20 protein-coding genes are annotated in these 20,499 nt (G+C 67.2%); 6 read left to right on the top strand and 14 right to left on the bottom strand.

From position 1 onward, the window contains the following. Nucleotides 1–17: 17 nt before the first annotated feature. From BJ997_RS06050 to BJ997_RS06040, 3 genes are all read left to right on the top strand, one after another. Complete coding sequence (locus BJ997_RS06050; protein ID WP_035840594.1) at nt 18–584, top strand: HdeD family acid-resistance protein; 567 nt, start codon at nt 18–20, stop codon at nt 582–584. Between the two features lie 171 nt (nt 585–755). After that, nucleotides 756–1,241 carry a 2'-5' RNA ligase family protein gene (locus BJ997_RS06045; RefSeq protein ID WP_183323290.1) on the top strand — a complete coding sequence of 162 codons (486 nt, stop codon included), beginning with the start codon at nt 756–758 and terminating at the stop codon, nt 1,239–1,241. A gap of 143 nt (nt 1,242–1,384) precedes the next feature. Further along, nucleotides 1,385–2,884 (top strand): cellulose binding domain-containing protein, encoded by a 1,500-nt coding sequence (locus tag BJ997_RS06040; protein WP_183323289.1) that lies wholly within the window; start codon nt 1,385–1,387, stop codon nt 2,882–2,884. On the opposite strand, the gene BJ997_RS06035 is transcribed toward BJ997_RS06040, so the two are convergent. The 3 genes from BJ997_RS06035 to BJ997_RS06025 all read right to left on the bottom strand — a co-directional run bounded on the left by BJ997_RS06035 (nt 2,842) and on the right by BJ997_RS06025 (nt 6,990). Further along, nucleotides 2,842–4,248 (bottom strand): glycosyltransferase family 4 protein, encoded by a 1,407-nt coding sequence (locus BJ997_RS06035; RefSeq protein WP_236629108.1) that lies wholly within the window; start codon nt 4,246–4,248, stop codon nt 2,842–2,844. The genes BJ997_RS06040 and BJ997_RS06035 overlap by 43 nt on opposite strands. A gap of 2 nt (nt 4,249–4,250) precedes the next feature. Beyond that, on the bottom strand, nt 4,251–6,485 hold the full coding sequence (locus BJ997_RS06030) for a glycoside hydrolase domain-containing protein (RefSeq protein WP_052542598.1): 2,235 nt from the start codon (nt 6,483–6,485) through the stop codon (nt 4,251–4,253). A 91-nt stretch (nt 6,486–6,576) separates the two neighbouring features. Then, complete coding sequence (locus BJ997_RS06025) at nt 6,577–6,990, bottom strand: ankyrin repeat domain-containing protein (protein WP_035839152.1); 414 nt, start codon at nt 6,988–6,990, stop codon at nt 6,577–6,579. Between the two features lie 119 nt (nt 6,991–7,109). Here BJ997_RS06025 and BJ997_RS06020 point away from each other — a divergent pair, with 119 nt between their 5' ends. Next, a complete protein-coding gene (locus BJ997_RS06020; protein ID WP_035839150.1) occupies nt 7,110–7,550 on the top strand; it encodes an SRPBCC family protein in 441 nt (146 codons plus the stop codon). Here the strand turns inward: BJ997_RS06020 and BJ997_RS06015 are convergent. Next, entirely contained in the window at nt 7,547–9,235 is a 1,689-nt protein-coding gene (locus BJ997_RS06015; protein WP_035839147.1) for a long-chain-fatty-acid--CoA ligase, read from the bottom strand. The two genes, BJ997_RS06020 and BJ997_RS06015, sit on opposite strands and share 4 nt — an antisense overlap. Nucleotides 9,236–9,291: 56 nt before the next feature. Between BJ997_RS06015 and BJ997_RS06010 the strand changes: the two genes are divergently transcribed. Then, entirely contained in the window at nt 9,292–10,173 is an 882-nt protein-coding gene (locus tag BJ997_RS06010) for a hypothetical protein (RefSeq protein ID WP_052542597.1), read from the top strand. Here the strand turns inward: BJ997_RS06010 and BJ997_RS06005 are convergent. The 6 genes from BJ997_RS06005 to BJ997_RS05980 form a co-directional block, all read right to left on the bottom strand. Beyond that, nucleotides 10,170–10,979, bottom strand: a complete 810-nt coding sequence (locus BJ997_RS06005) for a DUF1206 domain-containing protein (RefSeq protein WP_035839144.1) — start codon at nt 10,977–10,979, stop codon at nt 10,170–10,172. The genes BJ997_RS06010 and BJ997_RS06005 overlap by 4 nt on opposite strands. A 114-nt stretch (nt 10,980–11,093) precedes the next feature. Next, nucleotides 11,094–12,116 (bottom strand): non-homologous end-joining DNA ligase, encoded by a 1,023-nt coding sequence (gene ligD / locus BJ997_RS06000; protein ID WP_035839140.1) that lies wholly within the window; start codon nt 12,114–12,116, stop codon nt 11,094–11,096. Between the two features lie 96 nt (nt 12,117–12,212). Next, nucleotides 12,213–13,205: a DUF389 domain-containing protein gene (locus BJ997_RS05995; RefSeq protein ID WP_084141612.1), complete on the bottom strand. Its 993-nt coding sequence runs from the start codon at nt 13,203–13,205 to the stop codon at nt 12,213–12,215. A 156-nt stretch (nt 13,206–13,361) separates the two neighbouring features. Next, a complete protein-coding gene (gene msrA, locus BJ997_RS05990; protein ID WP_035839137.1) occupies nt 13,362–13,883 on the bottom strand; it encodes a peptide-methionine (S)-S-oxide reductase MsrA in 522 nt (173 codons plus the stop codon). Between the two features lie 146 nt (nt 13,884–14,029). After that, nucleotides 14,030–14,284 carry a toxin-antitoxin system YwqK family antitoxin gene (locus BJ997_RS05985; RefSeq protein ID WP_236629107.1) on the bottom strand — a complete coding sequence of 85 codons (255 nt, stop codon included), beginning with the start codon at nt 14,282–14,284 and terminating at the stop codon, nt 14,030–14,032. Continuing rightward, nucleotides 14,284–14,472 carry a helix-hairpin-helix domain-containing protein gene (locus tag BJ997_RS05980; protein WP_035839134.1) on the bottom strand — a complete coding sequence of 63 codons (189 nt, stop codon included), beginning with the start codon at nt 14,470–14,472 and terminating at the stop codon, nt 14,284–14,286. The genes BJ997_RS05985 and BJ997_RS05980 overlap by 1 nt, the downstream gene beginning before the upstream one ends. 29 nt (nt 14,473–14,501) lie before the next feature. On the opposite strand from BJ997_RS05980, the gene BJ997_RS05975 reads away from it, so the two are divergent. Further along, nucleotides 14,502–15,374, top strand: a complete 873-nt coding sequence (locus tag BJ997_RS05975; RefSeq protein WP_035839132.1) for a hypothetical protein — start codon at nt 14,502–14,504, stop codon at nt 15,372–15,374. A 27-nt stretch (nt 15,375–15,401) separates the two neighbouring features. On the opposite strand, the gene BJ997_RS05970 is transcribed toward BJ997_RS05975, so the two are convergent. Genes BJ997_RS05970 through BJ997_RS05955 form a run of 4 tightly spaced genes read right to left on the bottom strand, consistent with a single transcriptional unit; the run spans nt 15,402 to nt 20,384 of the window. Continuing rightward, on the bottom strand, nt 15,402–16,934 hold the full coding sequence (locus BJ997_RS05970; RefSeq protein WP_183323286.1) for a dipeptide ABC transporter ATP-binding protein: 1,533 nt from the start codon (nt 16,932–16,934) through the stop codon (nt 15,402–15,404). Next, nucleotides 16,931–17,776, bottom strand: a complete 846-nt coding sequence (locus BJ997_RS05965; RefSeq protein ID WP_035840060.1) for an ABC transporter permease — start codon at nt 17,774–17,776, stop codon at nt 16,931–16,933. The genes BJ997_RS05970 and BJ997_RS05965 overlap by 4 nt, the downstream gene beginning before the upstream one ends. Continuing rightward, nucleotides 17,773–18,741, bottom strand: coding sequence for an ABC transporter permease (locus BJ997_RS05960; protein WP_236629137.1), 969 nt, complete (start codon nt 18,739–18,741; stop codon nt 17,773–17,775). The genes BJ997_RS05965 and BJ997_RS05960 overlap by 4 nt, the downstream gene beginning before the upstream one ends. Continuing rightward, complete coding sequence (locus BJ997_RS05955) at nt 18,738–20,384, bottom strand: ABC transporter substrate-binding protein (RefSeq protein ID WP_035840062.1); 1,647 nt, start codon at nt 20,382–20,384, stop codon at nt 18,738–18,740. The genes BJ997_RS05960 and BJ997_RS05955 overlap by 4 nt, the downstream gene beginning before the upstream one ends. Nucleotides 20,385–20,499 lie beyond the last annotated feature (115 nt).

Below are 20,499 nucleotides of genomic sequence, written 5' to 3'. Positions count from 1 at the left end.
GGTGCCATAATGTCGGCATGTCGAACGTATCCAGCGTCTACGTCGGGGTGCGCCGGGCTCATAGGGGCGCACTCATCACAATTTCGATCATCGGGCTCGTGCTCGGTGCCATTGGTCTCGTGTGGCCTCAGGCCACCCTGTTCACGGTCGCAATCATCTTCGGGATCTATCTGATCGCGTCCGGGATCTTTCGCATCGCCGCCGCGTTCATGCAGGATGAGGTCACGGCTGGCATGCGCTGGCTGTCGGGTATTCTCGGCGCCTTCGTCGTGGCCGCCGGCATCTTCTGCATTGCGGATCCGGTGGCGTCACTCACTGTCCTCGCCTTCGTGATCGGGATCGGCTGGATCGCCGAAGGCGTCATCGATATCGTCGGCGGCGTGCGGAGTGTCGTGAAACCACGCTGGTTCGCTTTCGTCAGCGGTACCCTGTCGATCGTGGCCGGCTTCGTGATGTTCGTGCTGCCGACACTCGCTCTCGCCGCGTTCGTGATCGTCGCCTCGATCCTGTTAATCGTCGTGAGCGTTTCAACCCTCCTCACCCTTCCGCCCAAGCGCGCGTTCGCCGACACCTACCTCCTGTAGCGTTCCCTGCCTCCTACTGATCGTGAACTGACTCACAACCAGCCTGACGCAGAGGGGAAAAACCCAATTCGGCGCTTCCCAGCGATGAAGCGGGCGAAATCTCCGTCGAACGTGGCGCAGGAAGGTCGTCCGAACGTGCATCTCGGTTTCGCGTGCCCGTAGGATCGGCCCATGCCCCGCCTCGTCGTTGTTCTCCCCCTCACGCCGCTCCACGAGGGCGACAGCTTTGCGGTGCACGACTGGCCGTTGCACGTCACGGTGCTGCCGCCGTTCCTCACGGACGCCGAACCCGGCGTGATTGCGTCGGCGATCGTAGCCGCGACGTCCGCTCACTCCGCCCTGCCAGCTGTGGCGGGCGAGGACGAGTTGTTCGGCCGGCGCCAGGACGTGCCGGTGACGATCGTGCTGCCAACCGAGGCCCTGTCACAGCTGCACGAGCTTCTCATCGAGACCCTGCGTCCGCTCGGTGCGTCACCCGATGAGCCGGCCTTCACCGGGGCAGAGTTTCGACCGCACATCACGATCAAGAATCATGCGCGGATCGCAGTGGGTGCGGCGTTCGCCTTGCAGCAGATCGCCCTCGTTGACATGGCACCGCGGGCGGCCTCGACCGGCCGAACGGTCCTCGCAACAATCAATCTCCCCGCGGCGCGCTAAAAGTTTTTGATCGAACCGATGGACATACAGGGTACGATCAGTTTCACCCGGTAGTTAACCCCCTTTTTGGGGGCCATTATGGGCGTCGGCCCTTCGGGCGGGCGACCGAGCTGCGGCCATACGCCACCCACAGAGGATACCGAGTGCCTACTTCAGCTACCCGACGAATCCGCCCGCTCGCGATCGCCTTGAGCACGGCCGTGAATGTGGCACTGGGTCTCGGAACCGTGAGTGTTCTGCCAGCCGCGGCGGCCACACCGAGCCTTGCGGTGACCTGGACGAACACGAACGTGTGGACGACCGGATTCCAGTCGGAAGTGGGCGTGCGCAACAGCTCGACCACGAAGCTGAGCCCGTGGCAGATCTCCTTCACCTATGCACACAGGGTCAACACGCTCTGGAACGGGGTGCTCGCGGCATCCCCCGGCGGATTCGCCGTGAAGGCACCGTCGTGGGCACCCGCGCTCGCACCCGGCGCCGCCACGTCCTTCGGCCTCACGTCTTATCGAGTCGGGACAGCGGCCCTCTTTCCCACCGCGTGCAAGGTCATCGGGCTCAGCGTCGGGGCCACGGCGATTCCGTGCACGATCAACGGCGCCGCGCCAACTCCAACGCCCACGCCCACGCCGACCATCACTCCGAAGCCGACCGCGACGCCGACGCCAACACGAACGGCCACTCCGACCCCAACTCCAACTCCAACCCCGACGCCGGGCCCGACCGGCTCGCTCCTCGTAGCTCCGTATGTGGACATGGGGCTGTGGCCGACCGCCGACCTCACGAAATTCGCCGCCGCCACCGGCGTCAAGGCCGTCACCGCAGCATTCATCGTGGCCGACCGGTCAAACGCCTGCAGCCCCACCTGGGCCGGCTACACGGAGTACACCGTGGGAACGGCCGGGGACAACCTCGCGAACATCTCCGCATTCCAGGCGGGTGGCGGCCAGGTCGTTGCCTCGTTCGGCGGCGCGATCAACGACGAACTCGCCCGGGTCTGCACCAACTCGGCGACCCTGCTGGCGGCGTACACAAAGGTCGTCACTCGCTACAACCTGACCCGAATCGACTTCGACCTCGAGGGCACCGATGTCTCCGATTCGACGTCCAACAATCGCCGCGCCGCCGTGGTCGCGACGCTCCAGGCCCAGCGCGCCGCTGCCGGGCGCCCAGTGCAGGTATCAATTACTCTGCCCGTGATGCCGTACGGTCTCATCGCGAGCGGAACGCGCACAGTGAGCGAGTTCGCTGCCGCCGGTGTGAAGCTCTCAGCCGTGAACGTAATGGCAATGGACTACGGCGACGGCACCACCGCAATGGGGGCGGCTGCCATCTCCGCCGCGAAGGCCACCGCCGCCCAGCTCGGGGCCATCCCGGCCTACGCCGGGCTAAGCAGCGCCCAGCGTCTTTCGATGATCGGCGTCACCCCGATGATCGGCCAGAACGACCTCCCCAGTGAGATCTTCACGGTCACCGACGCCACTGCGCTGGCGCAGTTCGCCAAGGCCAACTCCCTCGGTGTGCTGAGCTGGTGGGAGCTGACCCGCGACCAACCCTGCACCGGCGGCATCCCCGCCTACATGTGCTCGGGCGTCAGCAACCCTCAGTGGTCGTTCTCCAGGGCGTTCGTGGCCGCGAGCAAGTAGCCCCTCGGGACGCACTCCCTGTCAGCGCGTCCCGAATTCACCGTTCCCCAGTGCTGACGAGCCACGCCGACGTCTCGCGTGATGAGGGCGAACATGCGGTCGAAGACGGTGCGACGGTCGAACTGCATCGCGTAGTCACGGGCGCGCAGCGCCCACGCGTGCCGCTGCGCATCCGTTGTCTCGAGCACGGCGTGATCGATGGCGGCGCCGATCGCCAACGGGTCCTCCACGGGAACGATGAGCGCGAACCCGCCAACGGCCTCCCCGATGCCCCCGGTGAGCGTCGTGATAACCGGGCCACCACCGGCCAGCATCTTCTCGGCCAGGGCGATGCCGAAGGTCTCCACGAACTCGGGGCGCGGCTTGCTCGGCAACACGAAGGCCGCGCACCCGGCCATCAGGTACGGCTTCTCGGCGTCGCCGACATCGTTCAGGAAGCGGATGCGGTGTGCCAGGGGTGAGCGCGCCGCAATTTCGCGCAGGGCCGCTTCCTCCGGTCCGCGACCGGCGATCACGAGGATCGCCGAGGAGTTTGCGGCGCTGAGCTCGTAGCCCGCGATGAGGTCGTCAACGCCCTTGGCAGCCGTGAGCCTGGACAAGAACAGTATGTAGCCATTGCGTTCGAGTCCCCGTGCCGTGAGAACATCGGCAAGCACTGCGTCGTCGAGGTCGAGGTACGAATCCGAATCGATGGCGGGGTACGAGATGGAGACACGCTCGTGGCACTGGGCCGCATAGCGGGTTCCGAACTGCGCGTCTACGAGTTCCGCCTCGGCGAGGATCAGACCGCGCGTGTACTCCGAGACGGCCACGCAGTGGTCTTGGCTGAGATAGCTCGACAGGATGTGGGCTGCGGCGCCGAGCCGCCCCTCGTCTACAGCTGTGCGCACAACGTTGGTCACGTCTGAGCCCACGGCCTCGGCTATCGTCGTGACGTTTACCGGCAGACCCGTTCCGAGGGCTGCGCGCATGGCATCGGAGACCGCGAGAGTGTGCGGGCACAGATAAAGCGAGAGACAGACCGTGGGCACGCCGTCGGTGAAAAGTTCGATCAGGCGTCCGGTGAGCCCGGCAAGGTAGCGGCCGTCGATGATCTTGTAATCGCCTACGGGCTCGGGCCGGTCGACGACGATGCCGGGACTGTAGGGCAGCACGGAGTCGAGCGGCTTCAACGGCAGCCCGGACTTCTGCAGCTGCTCGATCGGCCAGGTGACGATGCGCACCTCATCGAACCCGCGCTCAAGCGCCGTTTCGGCGAGGTTGCGCGCTTCGACCGAATGACCGCAGATCACGGGGTCGGCCCTGACAACGATGACGAGCCGGTTTTCGGTCGCCTTCTTTTCGACGGATTGCATGGATTCCATTTTCAGTCTCCTGACGCAGGTGGATTGAGGAGGGTCAACGGAGGTTTGGGGGCGGCGCTCGGGGGGAGGCCGATGGTTCCCCAGTCGCTCGGCCGGGGGCCCAGATCAACCAGCAGTTCGCCGCCGCGGTGTACCTCGGTGCCGCGCAGCCAGCTGCGGGTGAGCGGCTCGCCGTTGAAACGCGCGGCCTGCACATACTGCACGGGCCCGCCCGCGACGGGCTCGACGAAGCCGCGGGTACGGATGATGAGGGTGTTGCGCCCGACGGCCATCGTCGACTCCACGAACGAGGGCGCATTCACCAGGAACACGTTCTGTCCGGCGACCGGGAAGAGACCCAGCGAAGCCCAGACGTACCAGGAGCTCAGGCCGCCCGAATCATCGTTGCCGGGAAGCCCGCCGCGCCCGATGCCGAATTGCTGGTGCACCACGTTGTGCACAACCTCGGCCGTTCGGTCGCAGCGACCCACGTAGTGGTAGGCCCACGGGGCATCCATGTCGGGTTCATTGTTGAGCCCTTCGAAGCGCCCCAGGTCGTACCCGGCGAGCACAACGGATGCCGCTGGCGCCTCGCCGAGCTGGGCCACGGGCCCCGCCCCGAAGCCGAAGAATGTGTCGAGCTGCCTGGTGAAACGCTCGGCGCCACCGCTCAGGGCAATCCGGCCGGCCATGTCGTGCTGCAGTCGGAAAGAGTGGTTGTGCCGACTGCCCTCATAGAAAGTCGAGTCCAGGAGCAGCCCCGTCTGCCGGTCGTACGCGTTCGACCACTGCTCGGCGAGGGCTGTGAACTGGCGCACGAGAGCCGTGTCGCCGAGGTGCTCCGCCACCTTGGCCGTGCACCAATAGCCGAACGCGAGGTCGAGGGTGTGCGTGATCGGATGCGCCACGCCGCGCAGCAGAAATTCCTCGCCGTAGGTGCGGCGCAGGTCGTCGGACATGTGCACGAGGGCCCAGTCCCAGTCGATGCCCGGCAGCCCGAGCTGGCACAGGTCGGCGAGGAAGGTGTGCACGAGCGCGCTGCCCTGCCGGGAGAAGCGGTCGCTCCCCCGCGCCATGCGGTAGCCGATCGGAAAGTTGCCCTCCTCCTCGCAGATCGTGAGCAGTGCGGTCGCCAGTTCGATGGCGCGTTCAGGCATCAGCGCCGTGAGCAACGGCAGCTGCGTGCGGTAGATGTCCCACATGGTCGTGACATCGAATGCGAAGGGGCCGTCGTCGGGCCAGAATGGACTCTCGGACGGCGCGAGGCAGGGTTTGATCAGCGAGTGATAGAGCGCGGTGGAGAAGATCGTCTGTCGCTCGACCGAGGGTGTGACCACGGTAATGGCTTCCAGCTGGCTGCGCCAGGCATCCGCGGTGAGAGCGCGTCGCTCCGCGAAACCGGCTGGCTTTGGCCCGCAATCGGCCAGGAGGTTCGCTTTGGCCTGCTCGACGCCGCGCAGCGAGAAGCCGATGCGCAGTTCAATGGTGTCGCCCTGTTCGCTCGGTCCCGCCCACATGAGCCCGAACGTGCGCAGGGTGGTGGGGCGGATGCGGTCGAAGTCGAGGCGCGTACCTCCGGGCATGAGCCGGCGGTCGTACCACAGCATCTGCCGCCACTGCGGGGTGTCACACTCGATATAGACCGAGAGCGGCACGCCTTCCGCCACGATCTGACCGCACGCCACACCGGGCTCGAGACATTCGATGTGCGCGCGCAAGGGGATGGTGGCACCGTACGGAATCGAGAGTCCGCCCATCGAGAAGTCGATCACGATGCGCGCGTTGCGATGCTGGGGAAAGGTGTAGCGGTGCACGGCGCTCTTCGGACCCACGGTGAGCTCCGCCGTGATGCCCGAGTCGAGGGTGGCGGAATACCAGCCGGGCTGCGCCTGCTCCTTGCTGAGTTGCCACGTGCGTCCGAGCTCGTCGAGCGGCTCGATCATCGGGGTGACCCTGAAGTAGTTGTAGTACTTGCGGATAGCCCCGGTTCCGGACTGCTGGAAATGCGTGAAGCCCGAGGCGAGCTGCTGGTCGTGCAAGCGCGCGGGGATGCCCTCGAGGCTGAGGTCATGGCGTCCGTACCCGGTGGGGTACGCGCCGGAATACGCGCAGGCCGACACCATGCCCAGCGGAAACGTGGCGCCTGGGTGCGTGTTGCCGATCTGCGGCTTCGGCCACCACCACGTCGCGGCGAGGCCGTTGCGCGGAGGCAGGCTGGTGACGTCGGTCCCGATGAAGGGGTCGACCCTGTCGATCATGCTGTGTTGTCCCGAACCATCGATTCAGGTTAAATCTGCCGCTTTTCAACGATGTGATGCGCAGGTTACCGTTGTGAAAACTCTCGGGTGGCTACGGGCAGTCGTACGATTCGGTGACCTCACGCATGCGGGGAAAACCGAACTGGTCGGCGATGGCCACCGCCGGATGGGCGCCGAGGAGGGGGTCGGCATCCGCTTCGAGAAGCGCCCGCAGCAGCGCTTCGTTGTTGCGGAACACCGCGCAGGCCACAGCCGTCTGGCCCATGGCATTGACAACGGATGTGTCGGCGCCGCGGGTGAGAAGCGCGGTCACAGTGTCGAGATGCTGCGCATAGGTCGCCACGATCAGCAGCGAGTCGCCTCGTCCGTTGAGCATGTCGAGGGGCACTCCCGCGTCGAGCATCTCGCCGAGCGGGCCGGTGAGGCCGTCGCGTGCCAGGGCGAAGACGCCCTCGACGACCTCGGCGCTCGGAGTACTCGCGGGTTGTGCGGCCTGGTCTGTCATGGGGTCCTCCCTCGCGCCGCGGGCATCCGCTGCTTAGATATAAGGAAAGCATGGAACAGACGCAGGTTGGCACGATACCGTCGTAGCCCACAGAAAAACACGATCCGAGGAGAACATCCATGACCGCTGGAATCACCGTCACCCGCCGTTTCGCGGCCTCCCCCGACCGCGCTTACGCGCTGTGGACTGACCCCGAGCAGTTCTCGGTGTGGTTCGGCACAGAGGCCGTCTCCGTTCCGCTCGACACCCTGGTGCTCGACGTGCGTGTCGGCGGCGTTTGGAGCGCCGTGATGCACCTGCCCGACGGCACGACGATCCAGTGGTTGGGTGAATACACCGAGGTTGTCCCGCCTCAGCGACTGGCCTTCACGATGACCGACGACCCGGCCAACCCGGCGCGGGAGCCGGTGACCGTTGACGTGACCGCGGTTGACGGCGGGGCTGAGATGACGCTCGTTCAGACCGGCGGGCACCTCAGCGAGGAGCAGTACGCGCAGACAGTGATCGGGTACAACGCCTTCTTCGACGCGATGGAAACTGTGCTCGTCGCGCGGAACTAGAGGGTCGGCAACACCTGCTCGCGCACCTGTTTGCGCAGGATCTTGCCCAACAGGGACCGTGGCGTGTTCTCGATCTGCACGATGCGCCGCGGAATCTTGTAGGCGGCGAGGTGCTCGCGGCAGTGCTCGCGCAACTCCTGCTCGTTGAGCGCGGCGCCCGGCTTGAGCTCGATCGCGGCGACGATCATCTCGCCGCCGCGCTCGAGCGGCTTGCCGAAGACCGCCGCGTCCACGACGGAGGGGTGCAGCCGCAACGCCGTCTCGACCTCGGTGGGCGACACATTGAATCCGCCGGTGATGATGAGCTCCTTGGCGCGGTCGACGATCGTGGTGAAGCCGTCGACGTCGACCGTGACAACATCCCCGGTGCGCAGCCATCCCCCCGGGAGCAGGGTCTTCGCCGTCTCCTCGGGGTTATTCCAGTAGCCCTGGAACACCTGCGGGCCCTTCAGCAGCAGCTCCCCCGGCTCGCCCTCGGCGACCTCGAGTGTGGGGTCGTCGAGGTCGACGACCTTCATGAGCGTGGAGGGGAAGGGCACTCCGATCGTGCCCGTGCGACGGGTGTCGTGGAACGGGTTGCCGAGCGCCACGGGAGAGGACTCGGTCATGCCGTAGCCCTCCACGAGTCGGCCGCCCGAGACGGATTCCCACAACTCCACGACGTGGTCGGGCAGGTTCATCGCCCCGGAGATGCAGTACGTGCATGACCTCAGTGACACGCCCTTCTCCTTCGCCGCGAGGGCGGTGCGCTCGTAGATCGGCGGCACCGCGCAGTACACCGTGGCCGGGGACTTTTTCATGGCATCGAGAATCAGTCCCGGCTCGAATTTAGGGAAGAGCACGAGCAGACCCTGCTTGCGGATGCCGAAGGTCAGGTAGAGAGTCATGCCGAAGGCGTGGAACATGGGCAGGATCGCGTAGAACACCTCCTTGCGATACTGGGCGCCGTGCATCCAGGCCTCGCCCTGCAGGGCGTTGGAATACAGGTTGAAGTGGGTGAGCATCGCGCCCTTGGGACGGCCGGTCGTCCCCGAGGTGTACTGGATCGCCGCGAGGTCGTCGACGCCCGGCCGCGGGTGTTCGGGATCGATCGGGGCGTGGGTGAGCAGTTGCTTCCAGGGGATGGTGCCGGGTGCCTTGCCGGTGAGTGCGGCCTTGGATGCGCGCAGGTTCTTCACCGGAAGATTCAGTGCAAGCCTCTTCACGGCGGGGAAGGCCTCGAGCAGGTTGACCGAGATGACGTGGTCGATCTCGATATCCGCGGGGAACTCGCGGATGGCTTCGGCGGTCTTGTCCCAGGCGATGATGACCCGCGCCTGGTGGTCTTCGAACTGGTGGCGCAGCTCCCGCGTGGTGTACAGCGGGTTGTGTTCCACGACCACGGCGCCGAGGCGCAACACCGCGTAGAACGCCACCACGTGTTGGGGACAGTTGGGCAGGATCAGCGCCACCCGGTCGCCGGCCTGCACGCCGAGGTGCCGCAGGCCTTCCGCGGCCCGGTCGACCTGCTCGCCGAGTTCGGCGTAGGTGGTGCGACGCCCGAAGAACTCAAGCGCAGGGTGGTCGCCGGCCTCCGTGACGCTACGTTCGAACATCTGCACCAGCGATTCGGACGGAAGCTCAATTTCGGCAGGAACCCCGGGTTGGTAGTTCTTGATCCAGGGCTGTTGTTCGGTATTCGCCATGACTCCATCCTGCCCCGGTTCCGGTGTTGCGGTGAACCGGAAGGTATTCTTGACGCGTGGAATTCACTGAACAGCGCGTGTTCGAGTCCGCCGAGTGGACCGCCCTCGAGCAGACCCACCAAGACCGGGCGGACGCACTCACTCTGGAACGTCGGCTGCGCGCGGCCAGCGGCCGGTCGCATCCGGTTGACGATTTTCTGTTCACGTATTATCCGTTCCGTCCGGGGTTGCTGCGCCGGTGGCACCCTGGTGCGCGAGTCGTCCTGCAGGGCGCGGCGGGGCTCGATCGGGCCACCTGGAAGTGGTACACGTCAGAGGGGGCGGACGTGGCCGTGGACGAGGCGGGGTTTGTGGCGGCGAAGGGACGGAGCGTCCGCTTCATTGCGTCGCTGCTGTCGAAGACCGCGCTGCGTCCGGCCAACTTCGGGTGCTTCGGTTTGCACGAGTGGGCGATGGTGTACCGGCAGGGCGAGCATCGACATGTAGCGCCGCTGCGGCTCGGGCAGGGCGACACCGACGAGGTCGTGGAGGCCAACCGCATTACGTGCAGTCACTTCGACGCGTTTCGGTTCTTCACTCCCGAAGCGCTGCCGCTCAACGAGCTGCAGCCCACCCGCGAGAACCAGCCGACATTTGAGCAGCCCGGCTGCCTGCACGCCGGCATGGATGTATATAAGTGGGTGATCAAGCTCGGGCCGCTGATGCCCGGAGAGGTACTGCTTGACTCGTTCGAGCTGGCTCGCGACATTCGCCGGCTCGACATGCAGGCATCACCCTATGATCTGTCCGACTGGGGCTACGCGCCGGTAGCCGTGGAGACGCCCGCCGGCAAGGCCGAATACGTGCGGCTGCAGAAGGGGTTCAGCGTGCGCAGCACGGCCCTGCGCGAGCGCGTGGTCTCGCTGGTGACTCACATCGCGGCTGTGCCAGCGCCCTAGAACCGGGCGCGCCAGGCCCGTGCGAAGCAGTACACGCCGTACATGATCAGTCCGATCCCGACGGCCCCGAGGATGAGACCTCCGGAGGGTAGCGCGGCCAAGCCCTTGAGCGCTCCGTCGAGGCCGGAGGACTTGCTCGGGTCGTGCGTGAACGCCGCGTACAGGATGAGCACGGCGACGACGCCCAGCGCGATGCCTTTTGCGATGTACCCGACAACGCCGAGGCCGATGATGGCTTTCCCGGTGGGGCCGCTCGGAACCGCGATATCGGTGGTGAATTTCTTGGCGACGCCTTTGAACACGAAATATCCGGCCACGGCCAGCACGACCAGGCCCGCGAAAACGAGCAGGACCACGCCGCCAGGGGCCCCGAGCAGGGCCGCGGTCGCGTCTTGGGCGCTACCGCCGGAACTCGTGGCTCCCCCAAGCGCGAAGGTAGCCGCGGTCCCGCCGAGAACGAAGTAGACCGCCGCCTTGCTGAGGTTCGCGGCTCGGCGCGACCACCGGCGCTTGGGGTCGGAGCCCTGCATGAGGAAGGCACTGAGCAGCAGCCAGACACCCAGGGCGAACAAGCCCACGACAACGGTCCAGAGAATGAATACGCCACCGGGGTTGGCCGCGAGTTGTCCGAGGGCTCCGGATTGGTCTGCGGTATCCTCGCCGGAACCGATCGCGACGGTAACCGCGATTGCGGCGATAAGAATGTGCAGCAAACCGTTCACGGCGAAGCCGAGCCGGGCCAGTGCCTGAAGGGCGGCGCTGCCCTTCGCTGCGCGGGCTGCGTCGGTGGGCGAGTCGGGGGTCACTGCCTAAGACTAAGTCCGGCGAGCCCGCCCTGCGCAACCCGGTGTCTTTCGCGACACGCCGCTCAGCGGTGACCGGCGCGTCTCGGCTTCACCGGTCCTGGCGAGCGGATGCGGTCAGTCCGGTTTGCGCGCGCGGCTCGGCTGCACGCGGGGCGGCTCCCCCGGCATCTTCGGGAAGTCCGGCGGGAAGGGCAGTTCCCCGAGCCCGGCCTGCCCGTCACGGTCCCACCAAGCGAGCAGCACATCCAGGGTGCCGTACTGTGCGTGCAGGCTCGCCCACGGATCGCCGACCGTGGCCAGCCGGTCCGGCACGCTTTCGATCGTGTATCGGCGCGGGTCGGCGTCGCCGAGTTCCTCCCACTCGAGCGGGCACGACACGGGTGCGTGGGCGAGCGCCCGCGGACTGTACGCGCCGGCCATGGTGCGGTCCCGATTGGCCTGGTTGAAATCCACGAAGATCTTCTCGCCGCGCTCCTCCTTCCACCAGGCCGTGGTGACCTGTTTCGGCATCCGTCGTTCGAGTTCTCGGGCCGCTGCGATCACGCCGTGGCGCACGTCGAGAAACTCCCGGGTGGCCTCGATCGGCGCGAACACGTGCAGACCTCGGTTGCCGGACGTCTTGACGAACGCCGTGAGGCCAGCCTCGGCAAGCAGCTCGCGAAGTTCGATGGCCACCGGGATCGCGTCGTCGAAGTCAGTGCCGGGCTGCGGGTCCAGGTCGATGCGCAGCTCGTCGGGGTTGTCGGTGTTCTCGGCACGCGAGGGCCACGGGTGAAATACGACGGTGTTCATCTGCACGGCCCACACGGCGGCCGCTGGCTCGTCGATCACGAGCTGCGGATGCCTCCGCCCGCTCGGGTAGACAACATCCACCGCCCGCACAAAGTCGGGGGTTCCCTGGGGCGGGTTCTTGGAGAAAAACTGTTCGTCGTCGATCGTGTCGGAGAACCGCTGGAGGGAGATCGGGCGGTCGCCGTTCGCTGCCACGAAGGCCTCGCCGACGGCCACGATGTAGCGGGCGAAATCGAGCTTGGTGAGTCCGACGGCGGGCCACAGCACGCGGCTCGGGCTCGAGAGGCGCATCTCGCGCAGGCCGTGCGGGCCGTCGACTGACAGGATGGCTGCTTCGTGTGGCATGCCGACACCCTACTCAGGTCTCCCCTGCCTCGCGGCACCTGTTTCGCCACGTGGTCCTCCTTGAGACGAGTGCCAGGCCGCGAAACGTAGCGAACGTCAGAAGTCGACGGAGTAGACGGGCACGAGGTCGACATGTACGTCCGTGGGGTCGATGCCGGCAGAGCGAAGTCGCCGCTCCAGCTCCTCGGTGTTGGGGAGCGGGAGGGCTCCTTCCACCCGCACTGTAACCTCGCCCCGGTCCGTGGCCACGCTGAAAAGCTCCCAACCGGCATCTGTCGCCCAGGATTCGGCGACCAACTGAACGGATGCCTCCCGCGACGACGACTGTGCAACGGTGACGCTCGCCACCGTGAGCGGCAGCAGGATGACCAGCCCCATTATGGCCGAGACCAGGATTCCCCGCCGCAGCCGTGCCCGGCGCTCACGCGGCGTGGCCGGCTTCGACAGCAGGCCGTTGACGCCGTACAGCGCCATAACCACGATGCCGGTGGCGAGGATCGCCGCGACGTTCGTCACGAACAGGAGAAGGGCTCTGAGGGACTCGGCGAAGGCCCCAGCCTCGAGTGTCAGTCCGACCACCGACAACGGCGGCACGAGCGATATCGCGATGGCCACACCCGGAAGGGTGTCGGAAATGTCCCGGCGCACCAGGGCAATCGAGCCGACCGCACCGGTGGCCAGCGCGGCGAGCAGGTCGATCAGCCGCGGGCTCACCCGCGACGCGACCTGCACGTTGCTTTCAGCCACGACATCGACGGGAACGATCAGACCCAGCAGCACGCCAATGCCGATCGCGAGCGCCGCGCCCCCGAGAACGAGCGCCAGCGATCGCACGAGGTTGCCCCGGTCCCCCAGCACGGTAGCGAGCATCGTCGCCTGGATCGGCAGCAGCAGCGGCGCGACGATCATCGCCCCAATCACGGTGGCGGTCGAATCGGCCGCCACGCCCGCGGCAGCGATGATCGAGGAGAGCACGAGCAGGATCCAGAATCTGGTGGTCCGCTCACGGGCCCGGGGCCCGTCAAAGAACACGGATTCGCGCATGTCGGCGAGGTCATTCATCGCCAGACGCGCCGGCCTCAGTGCCATAGATGTCACCCTCCCGGCTCAATCCGCGAGGTCATGATACCCGGATGCCGTCGCTTGCCGAGGGTTCGCGGCGGAGACCGCACCCGTCCCCGGTCGGCACTCGGCCGACCGGAAAACGCGCGTGCTGTCGTGCCGCGGGGATACTGCCCGGGCTGACTAGCGGGCGGGCTCCGCGTTACGACTCGGGAGCTTCCAGCCCGGGCGCACGAAATGGCAGGTGTATCCGGACGGGTACTTCTCGAGGTAGTCCTGGTGCCCCTCCTCGGCTTCCCAGAACGGGCCGGCGGCGCTCACCTCTGTGACCACCTTGCCCGGCCAGATGCCGGAGGCGTCCACGTCCGCGATGGTGTCTTCAGCGACGCGCTTCTGCTCGTCGCTCGTGTAGAAGATCGCCGAACGGTAGCTGACTCCCACGTCATTGCCTTGGCGGTCTCGCGTCGAGGGGTCATGGATCTGGAAGAAGAACTCGAGCACCTCGCGATACGAGATGACCGTGGGATCGAAGACGATCTCCACTGTCTCGGCGTGGGTGCCGTGGTGGCGATAGGTGGCGTTGGGGACGTCGCCGCCTGAATAGCCCACCCGGGTGGAAATCACGCCAGCGCGTCGGCGCAGCAGCTGCTGGGCTCCCCAGAAACAGCCGCCGGCCAGTATCGCCTTTTCCGTTGTGCCAGTCATCGTATGTTCTCCCTGCTGCAGTCACTATCAAAATCACGTCACGGGCTGAAACCCTCGCCCGGTGAAACGCCCGAGCGCCACGGAATGTTCCACGATACCGCGGCCGTCAGGGATTTCTCAGCCTGCGATCCGCCACCGCACAACGATCACCCCTCGGCAGCTGGCCCCTTCATCTGTGTAATCTTGTGTGGCGCCCCGGCGCGGTCGTAGGTGATCCATTCGCCCACCTGCTCGCCGTGGGCGAAGCTGCCCGCGCGCATCTTGGAGCCGTCCTTGCGGAACCACTCCCAGTACCCCTCGAGTTCACCGTCGATCCGGAGCCCGCGCGCCTTGACTGCGCCGTCGGCATACCGCTCGGTGTGTTCGCCTTCTGGTGTGGTGTCGTTGTTCATCTCGGGCATCAGGTCGCCTCCGTGTGGTCAAGAGCTTCGCGCAGCAGCCGGATCGCCTTCGGCCCCACGCCGTGCAGCGCGGCCATGTCGTCGAGAGAAGACCGACGCACGTCGGCCAGCGAAGTGACTCCGGCGGCGGCGAGGGCGCGGGTCGCCGGAGCCCCGATTTTCGGAAGCGCTTCGGCGGACTCGGTCATGAGTGGAATCTACTCGATAACCTGAAGAAATGAGTGATTCCCCGATCTGGCCCGTGCGACCCACCGCCGCGATCCACCGGGGCCAATGGGTCATCGACGCTCTGGGCTCCTGGGCCACAATCGCCGGCCTGCTTCCCGCCCGATATGAGGCCTATGCGCGCATTTTCCACCCGTCCGACGGGCAGTACCTGCTCTGGACCGGGGATCAGGCGCGGTCGGAGAATACACACGTGGTGCGGTGGGCCGAGGCGGCCGAGCGGGAGGGCACCGTGATGCATCCGCTGGCCCAGTGGGGATCGTTGACCGACGGCTACCGCCAGCCCGCATTCGGCGAGGACGGCTGGCAGTACGGCGAGCCCGCCTGGGGACGCATGGACCTGCCCGAACTCGCGGCCGTCGCCCGGGTACTGGCGCGGCACACGGCGACGGCCGACACCTGCCTGGCGACGCTGTGGGCCGGGTTCGGAGAGATAAACGGTTCGGCGGTCAGGCTCACCCGGGGCGACGAGGGAGGGTTCGAAAGCAGCATCGAACGGCATGCCGCCATTCTCGAGGCCTGGGCCAACCCCCGACTAGAGGTTCCCCAGCGCAAGTCCCTGCTGTTCGAACTCGACGTGCGCGTTCTGGCTGATCTTGGCTGGGCGTGGGCGTCCGGCTGGGCCGACGAGTACGGGGTCAGCGTGCTCACCCCGCAGCTGCTGTGGCCGGAAGGCCGGGAGTGGTTTCTCGCCAGCGAGATCGACTTCAACTCGACAGTGGTCGGCGGAAGCCCGGCTCTCATCGCCGAGCTGCTCGCACTCGGGGCGACCGGCGTCATAGAGGTTCTGGAGCTGCCCGACGGCGCCGACCTCACCAGTGGTGGCGACGCGATCAACCAGCGACCGAACGGTTCCGAGGCCTGACTCGTTCCCCCTCGCACAACCCCGGTTCTAGCGGTGGGCGGCGAGCAACTCACGGGTGAACGGATGCCGCGGCGCGGCGAACAGCTCGGCTGCCGGCCCCTGCTCCACGACAACACCCTCCTTCATCACGAGGATCTCGTGGCTGAGGGCGCGCACCACGGCGAGGTCGTGCGAGATGAACACCATCGCGAGCCCCGTCGATGCCTGCAGCGAGGCCAGCAGTTCGAGCACCTGGGCCTGAACCTGCGCGTCGAGCGCCGACACCGGCTCGTCGCACACCAGGATGCTCGGCTCGCGCGAGAGCGCCCGGGCGATCGCCACTCGTTGCCGCTGACCGCCGGAGAGTTCGTGCGGGCGCCGCCCGAGCAGCGTGTCTGTGAGCGCGACCTGCGCGAGCAGCTCCACGGCCCGGGCCCTCCGCAGCCGGCGACCCGTGCCACCGAGGGCAATCGCCTCAGACAGAATGTGCAGCACGGTGGCGCGGGGATCGAAGGCGCTCAGCGCGTCCTGGTGAATGATCTGGATCCCGCCGCGGCGACCGCGGCGTTGCCGTTCAGGCACCTCGCTCCAGGGTTCGCCGCGGAGCAGCACCGAGCCGCGGGTGGGCGACTGCGTACCCAGCAGCATCCGTGCCACGGTGCTCTTGCCGGAGCCCGATTCGCCCACGATGCCCACGGTGTGGCCGGCGCGCAGCTCGAACGAGACACCGTCGACGGCCCGCAGGGTTCCGAATGACGCGGCCAGGTCACGCGCGGCCAACACCACGGGGCCGGGCACCGGCACCGCAGCGGAACCCAGAGAGGCAGCCGCGAGCAACTCGCGAGTATACGGATGCCGCGGCGCGGCAAAGAGGTCACCCGCGTCCTGCACCTCCACGAACCGTCCATCTTTCATCACGGCCACCCGGTCGGCGAGCTCGCGGATCACGCCCAGGTCGTGGCTGATCAACAGCAGAGCGAGGCCCGACTCCTTGAGCTCGCGCAACAACCGCACGATCTGCGCCTGCACGGTGGCGTCGAGGGCGGTCGTCGGTTCGTCGGCGATCAGCAGGCCAGGTGACGCGGCGATGGCCGAGGCGATGAGCGCCCGCTGGCGCAGCCCGCCGGAGAGTTCGTGCGGATACTGCTGCGCGCGCAGGGCCGGTTCGGGCATGGCGACCTGCCCGAGCAACTCCAGCACGCGGCGCGAACGCAGAGCGCGGCCGAGCCCCGGTTCGTGCACCTCGAGGGGCTCCGCCACCTCGGCGCCCACGCGTCGCAGCGGGTCGAGTGACACAAGCGCGTCCTGGCTCACGAGTCCCACACGGCCGCCACGCAGGCCACGCCAGCCTCGATCGGTGAGGCCGCGCGCGTCGACTCCGGCCACCGTGAGCTCGTCGGCCGTCACTCCGTGCCCCGCGCGCCCGATCAGGCTGCGAGCAGTGAGGGTCTTGCCGGCTCCGGACTCCCCCACGATGCCGAGGCACTCCCCCGCCTCAATGCCGAACGACACCCCGTCAACCACGGCGGTCGTTGACCCAGGCATGACTATGCGCAGGTTGCGCACACTCACGACGCTCATCGCTGCCGTCCCGCCGCGCGGGCCTGCAGGTGCCGGCCGAGAATACTCGTGCAGACGACGGTGGCCGTGATCACGATCCCAGGGAAAACGGCGATCCACCAGGCTGTCGCCAGAAAGTTGCGCCCCTCCGCGAGAATCAGTCCCCACTCCGGCGTGGGCGGCTTCGGCCCGAGGCCCAGAAAACTGAGGCCGGCGGCGGCCGTGATGGCCGTGCCGATTCCCATGGTGGCCATCACGAGCAGCGGCCCGAGCGCGTTCGGCACCACGTGGCGCAGCACGGTGACCGCGGGCGAGACACCGAGGGTGCGCGCGGCCTCCACGTACCCAGCTCGCTTCACGACGAGCGTCTGCACCCGGGCGACTCGAGCGTACGAGGGAATCACCGCGATGGCCACAGCCACGAGCAGGCTCGCCTCCCCCGGACCGATAATCGCGATCACGATCAGCGCGAGCAGGAACTCGGGGAAGGCCATCACGATCTCGATCGCTCGGCTCAGCACTCCGTCGCCGACACGGCGCATCAGCCCCGCGACCGAGCCGATCAGTAGTCCCGCCACGAGGGCGATCAGGGTCGCGCCGAACCCGATCGCGAGCGAGTACCGCGAGCCGTAGACCACCCGCGCGAACACGTCACGACCGGCCTGGTCGGTGCCGAACGGATGCCCGAGGCTGGGCGCCAGCAGCGCCTCCCCAATGTCGGTGCGGAGCGGGTCGGCGTCGGTGAAGAGCCAGGGCATCACAGCGGACGCCACGAGGAGTAGGAGGAAGCCGGCGGCGACCCAGAGGGCCGGGGTCGGCATCCGCTTCACCCGTCGGGCTTGGGCGGCGGCGAGAATGCTCATGCGTAGGCCTGCTCGGTCGTGAGGCGGGGATCGAGGCGGTCGGCCACGAGGTCGACGAGCAGGTTGACCAGCGAGAACGCCACGGCGGCGAGCACGATGATTCCGAGCACCACGGGCACGTCGCGGTCGACGATGGCGTTCAGGGCAACCCGTCCGAGCCCGGGACGGGCGAAGACCGTCTCCACGAGCACGGAGCCGCCGAGCAGGGACCCCACGATGTAACCGGTGAGGGTGACGCTGTTCGCGGCGGCGTGACGGAGGGTGTGGCGCAGCACGAGGCGGGTCCGGCTGGCACCGCGGGCCCGCACGGTGTCGACAAAGGGCAGGGCCGCCGCGTCGTCGAGGCCGTAGCGCAGCACCTGGCTGAGGATTCCGGCCACCGGGATGGCGAGGGTCACGGCGGGCAGCACCAGGGTGCCGAACCCTGTCGTGGTCACCACCGGGAACCAGCCCAGCCCGAAGCCGAACACGCTGATCAGTACGAGCCCGATCCAGAAGGTGGGCGAGGACACGGCGACGAGTTCGAGCAGGCCGGCGACAGGGGCAGTGCGACGACTGCGGCCGAGGATCGCGGATGCGAGAGCGAGCAGCACGGCGAACGCGATGGCGAGGGCCATCAGCTGCACGGTAGGCGCGAGCTGCTGGCCGATCACATCGCCCACCGGTTGCTGCATGCGGTAGGAGGTGCCGAGGTCACCCCGCACAAGCCGGCCGAGATAACCGACGTACTGCACAACCAGCGGATCGGCGAGGCCCCAGTCTTCACGGATCTGGTCACGCACCTGCTGCGACACGTTGCCCAGGCCCACGAGAACGTTCACCGGGTCGCCAGGGATCAGCCGAAGTGAGAAGAAGCCCACGGTGGCGGCGCCCCACACCACGAGGAGCATGCCGCCAAGCCGGCCGGCCAGGCGGGTGCCCGGTCGGTTGGATCGGCGGGCAGGGTTCTCGGGGCGTTCGGTCACGGCGTGCGTGTGAGGGAGGCCTCATAGAAGAGCGGCTGCCCGTACAGGTCGAATCTCAGGTTCTCGATGACGGGGCTGTACGCGGTGATCGCGGTGGGCACTGTGATCGGCACCATCGCCACGTGGGTGGCGTTCCACTGCTGCAGCTGTGCGTAGAGCGCTTCACGTTCGGCAGGGTCGCTCGTGGCGATCGCGTCGTCGAGCAGCTGGTCGACCACCGGGTCGGCTGTGGACGAGCCGTTCTTGTAGCCGCCGCTGTGCAGGTGGGCGCGCAGCACGTCGGCGTCGACGCTCGGAAAGCTCCAGTCCGAGAGGTCGTAGTCGCGCGCGTCGAAGGCCTCGTAGTACTGGGCGATCTCGACGTTCTCGCGCACGATTTCGAAGCCAATGTCGCGCAGGTCGGACTGCACCACGTCGCCGAGGCTCGCGTTGGCGTCCGAGACCGGGGTGTAGGCGAGCCACTGGGCGCTCAGGCGCACGCCGTCCTTGGTGCGGTAGCCCTCGGAGTCGCGCTCGGTCCAGCCAGACGCGTCGAGCAGGGAATTGGCCTCGTCGGGGTCGAAGGCCCAGCTGTCTTCGAGGCTCGGATCGTAGGAGTTCGGGGTGGCCGGGGAGAGGATACTCCAGGCCCGCTCGGCCTGCCCTTGGTAAATGCTCTCCACGGCCGGGCCGATGTCGACACCCAGCGCGAAGGCGCGTCGCACGTTCTCGTCAGCGAAGACGCCGTGCCCCTTGTTGAGAAACAGCGTGTAGGGCAGGCCGGGCATCGTCACGTTCTCGATCGTGAAGTCGTCGCCGATCTGGCCCACCGTGTTCGGCGTGATGTCACTGGCGATCTGCGCCTCGCCGCTCGTGAGGGCGCCGGTGCGCACCGACGATTCGGGCAGGATGCGGAACTCGAGCGTCTCGATCGCGGGCGCACCCTGGTGGGTGCTGCCCTCCGGTGCCCAGTCGTAGTCTTCGTTCGCGGTGAAGACGATGCTTTGGTCGGGCGTGTATTTGCTCAGCACGTACGGGCCGGTTCCCACCGAGACACCGGGTCCGCCGGCCGGCAGCTGGGCGGCGTTGTCGCGGAGCGTCGCCGGGGAGTAGAAGCCGAGCTTGGCGGTGCTCACGGCTTGCAAAAACGGGGCGTAGGGCTGGTTGAAGTCCACCCGAACGGTGAACTCGTCCACGACGGTGGTGCCGGCGTAGAACCCACCGGTTTCGGCGTACCCGATAAGGCTCGCGGCATCCGCTGACGCCGTTTCGGGAGCGACGACGTGCTCGAAGTTGGCCTTCACAGCCTCGGCGTTGAAGGGTTCGCCGTCGTGAAAGGTTACGTCGTCGCGCAGGTCGAATGTGTACTGCAGGCCGTCGTCGGAGACCTGCCACGAGGTGGCGAGCCACGGCACGAACGAACCGTCGGCCTTCTGGTAGACGAGGGAGTCGAAGGAGTTGCGCATCACGAGGGCGGTGGCTTGGAACGCTGAGGAGTGAATGTCCATCTTGCCCCCGCTGAGAGTTCCGCCGTTGATGGCGTAGGTGAGCGTGTTCGTCGCGCTGCTCGGCGCCGTGGCGCTGCATCCGGTGACGAGGGCGGCGACGGCGACGACAGCGACAGTTGCGCGCAGCCAGGATGATGCATGGGCGCGAGCGCGCATAGTTCTCTTTCTCAGGGGTGCCAATCGAACGGGCACAAGAACTGACCCCGCCCGTCAAACGTACCCGCCTGCCCCCTAAAACCGGTCTTTCTCGTGATACGCCGATTTCCGGAGC

Source organism: Cryobacterium roopkundense (assembly GCF_014200405.1).
In the GTDB taxonomy this organism is placed as follows: domain Bacteria; phylum Actinomycetota; class Actinomycetes; order Actinomycetales; family Microbacteriaceae; genus Cryobacterium; species Cryobacterium roopkundense.
Note: the sequence above shows the minus strand (reverse complement) of the source record. Positions and strands in the feature narration are given on the sequence as shown.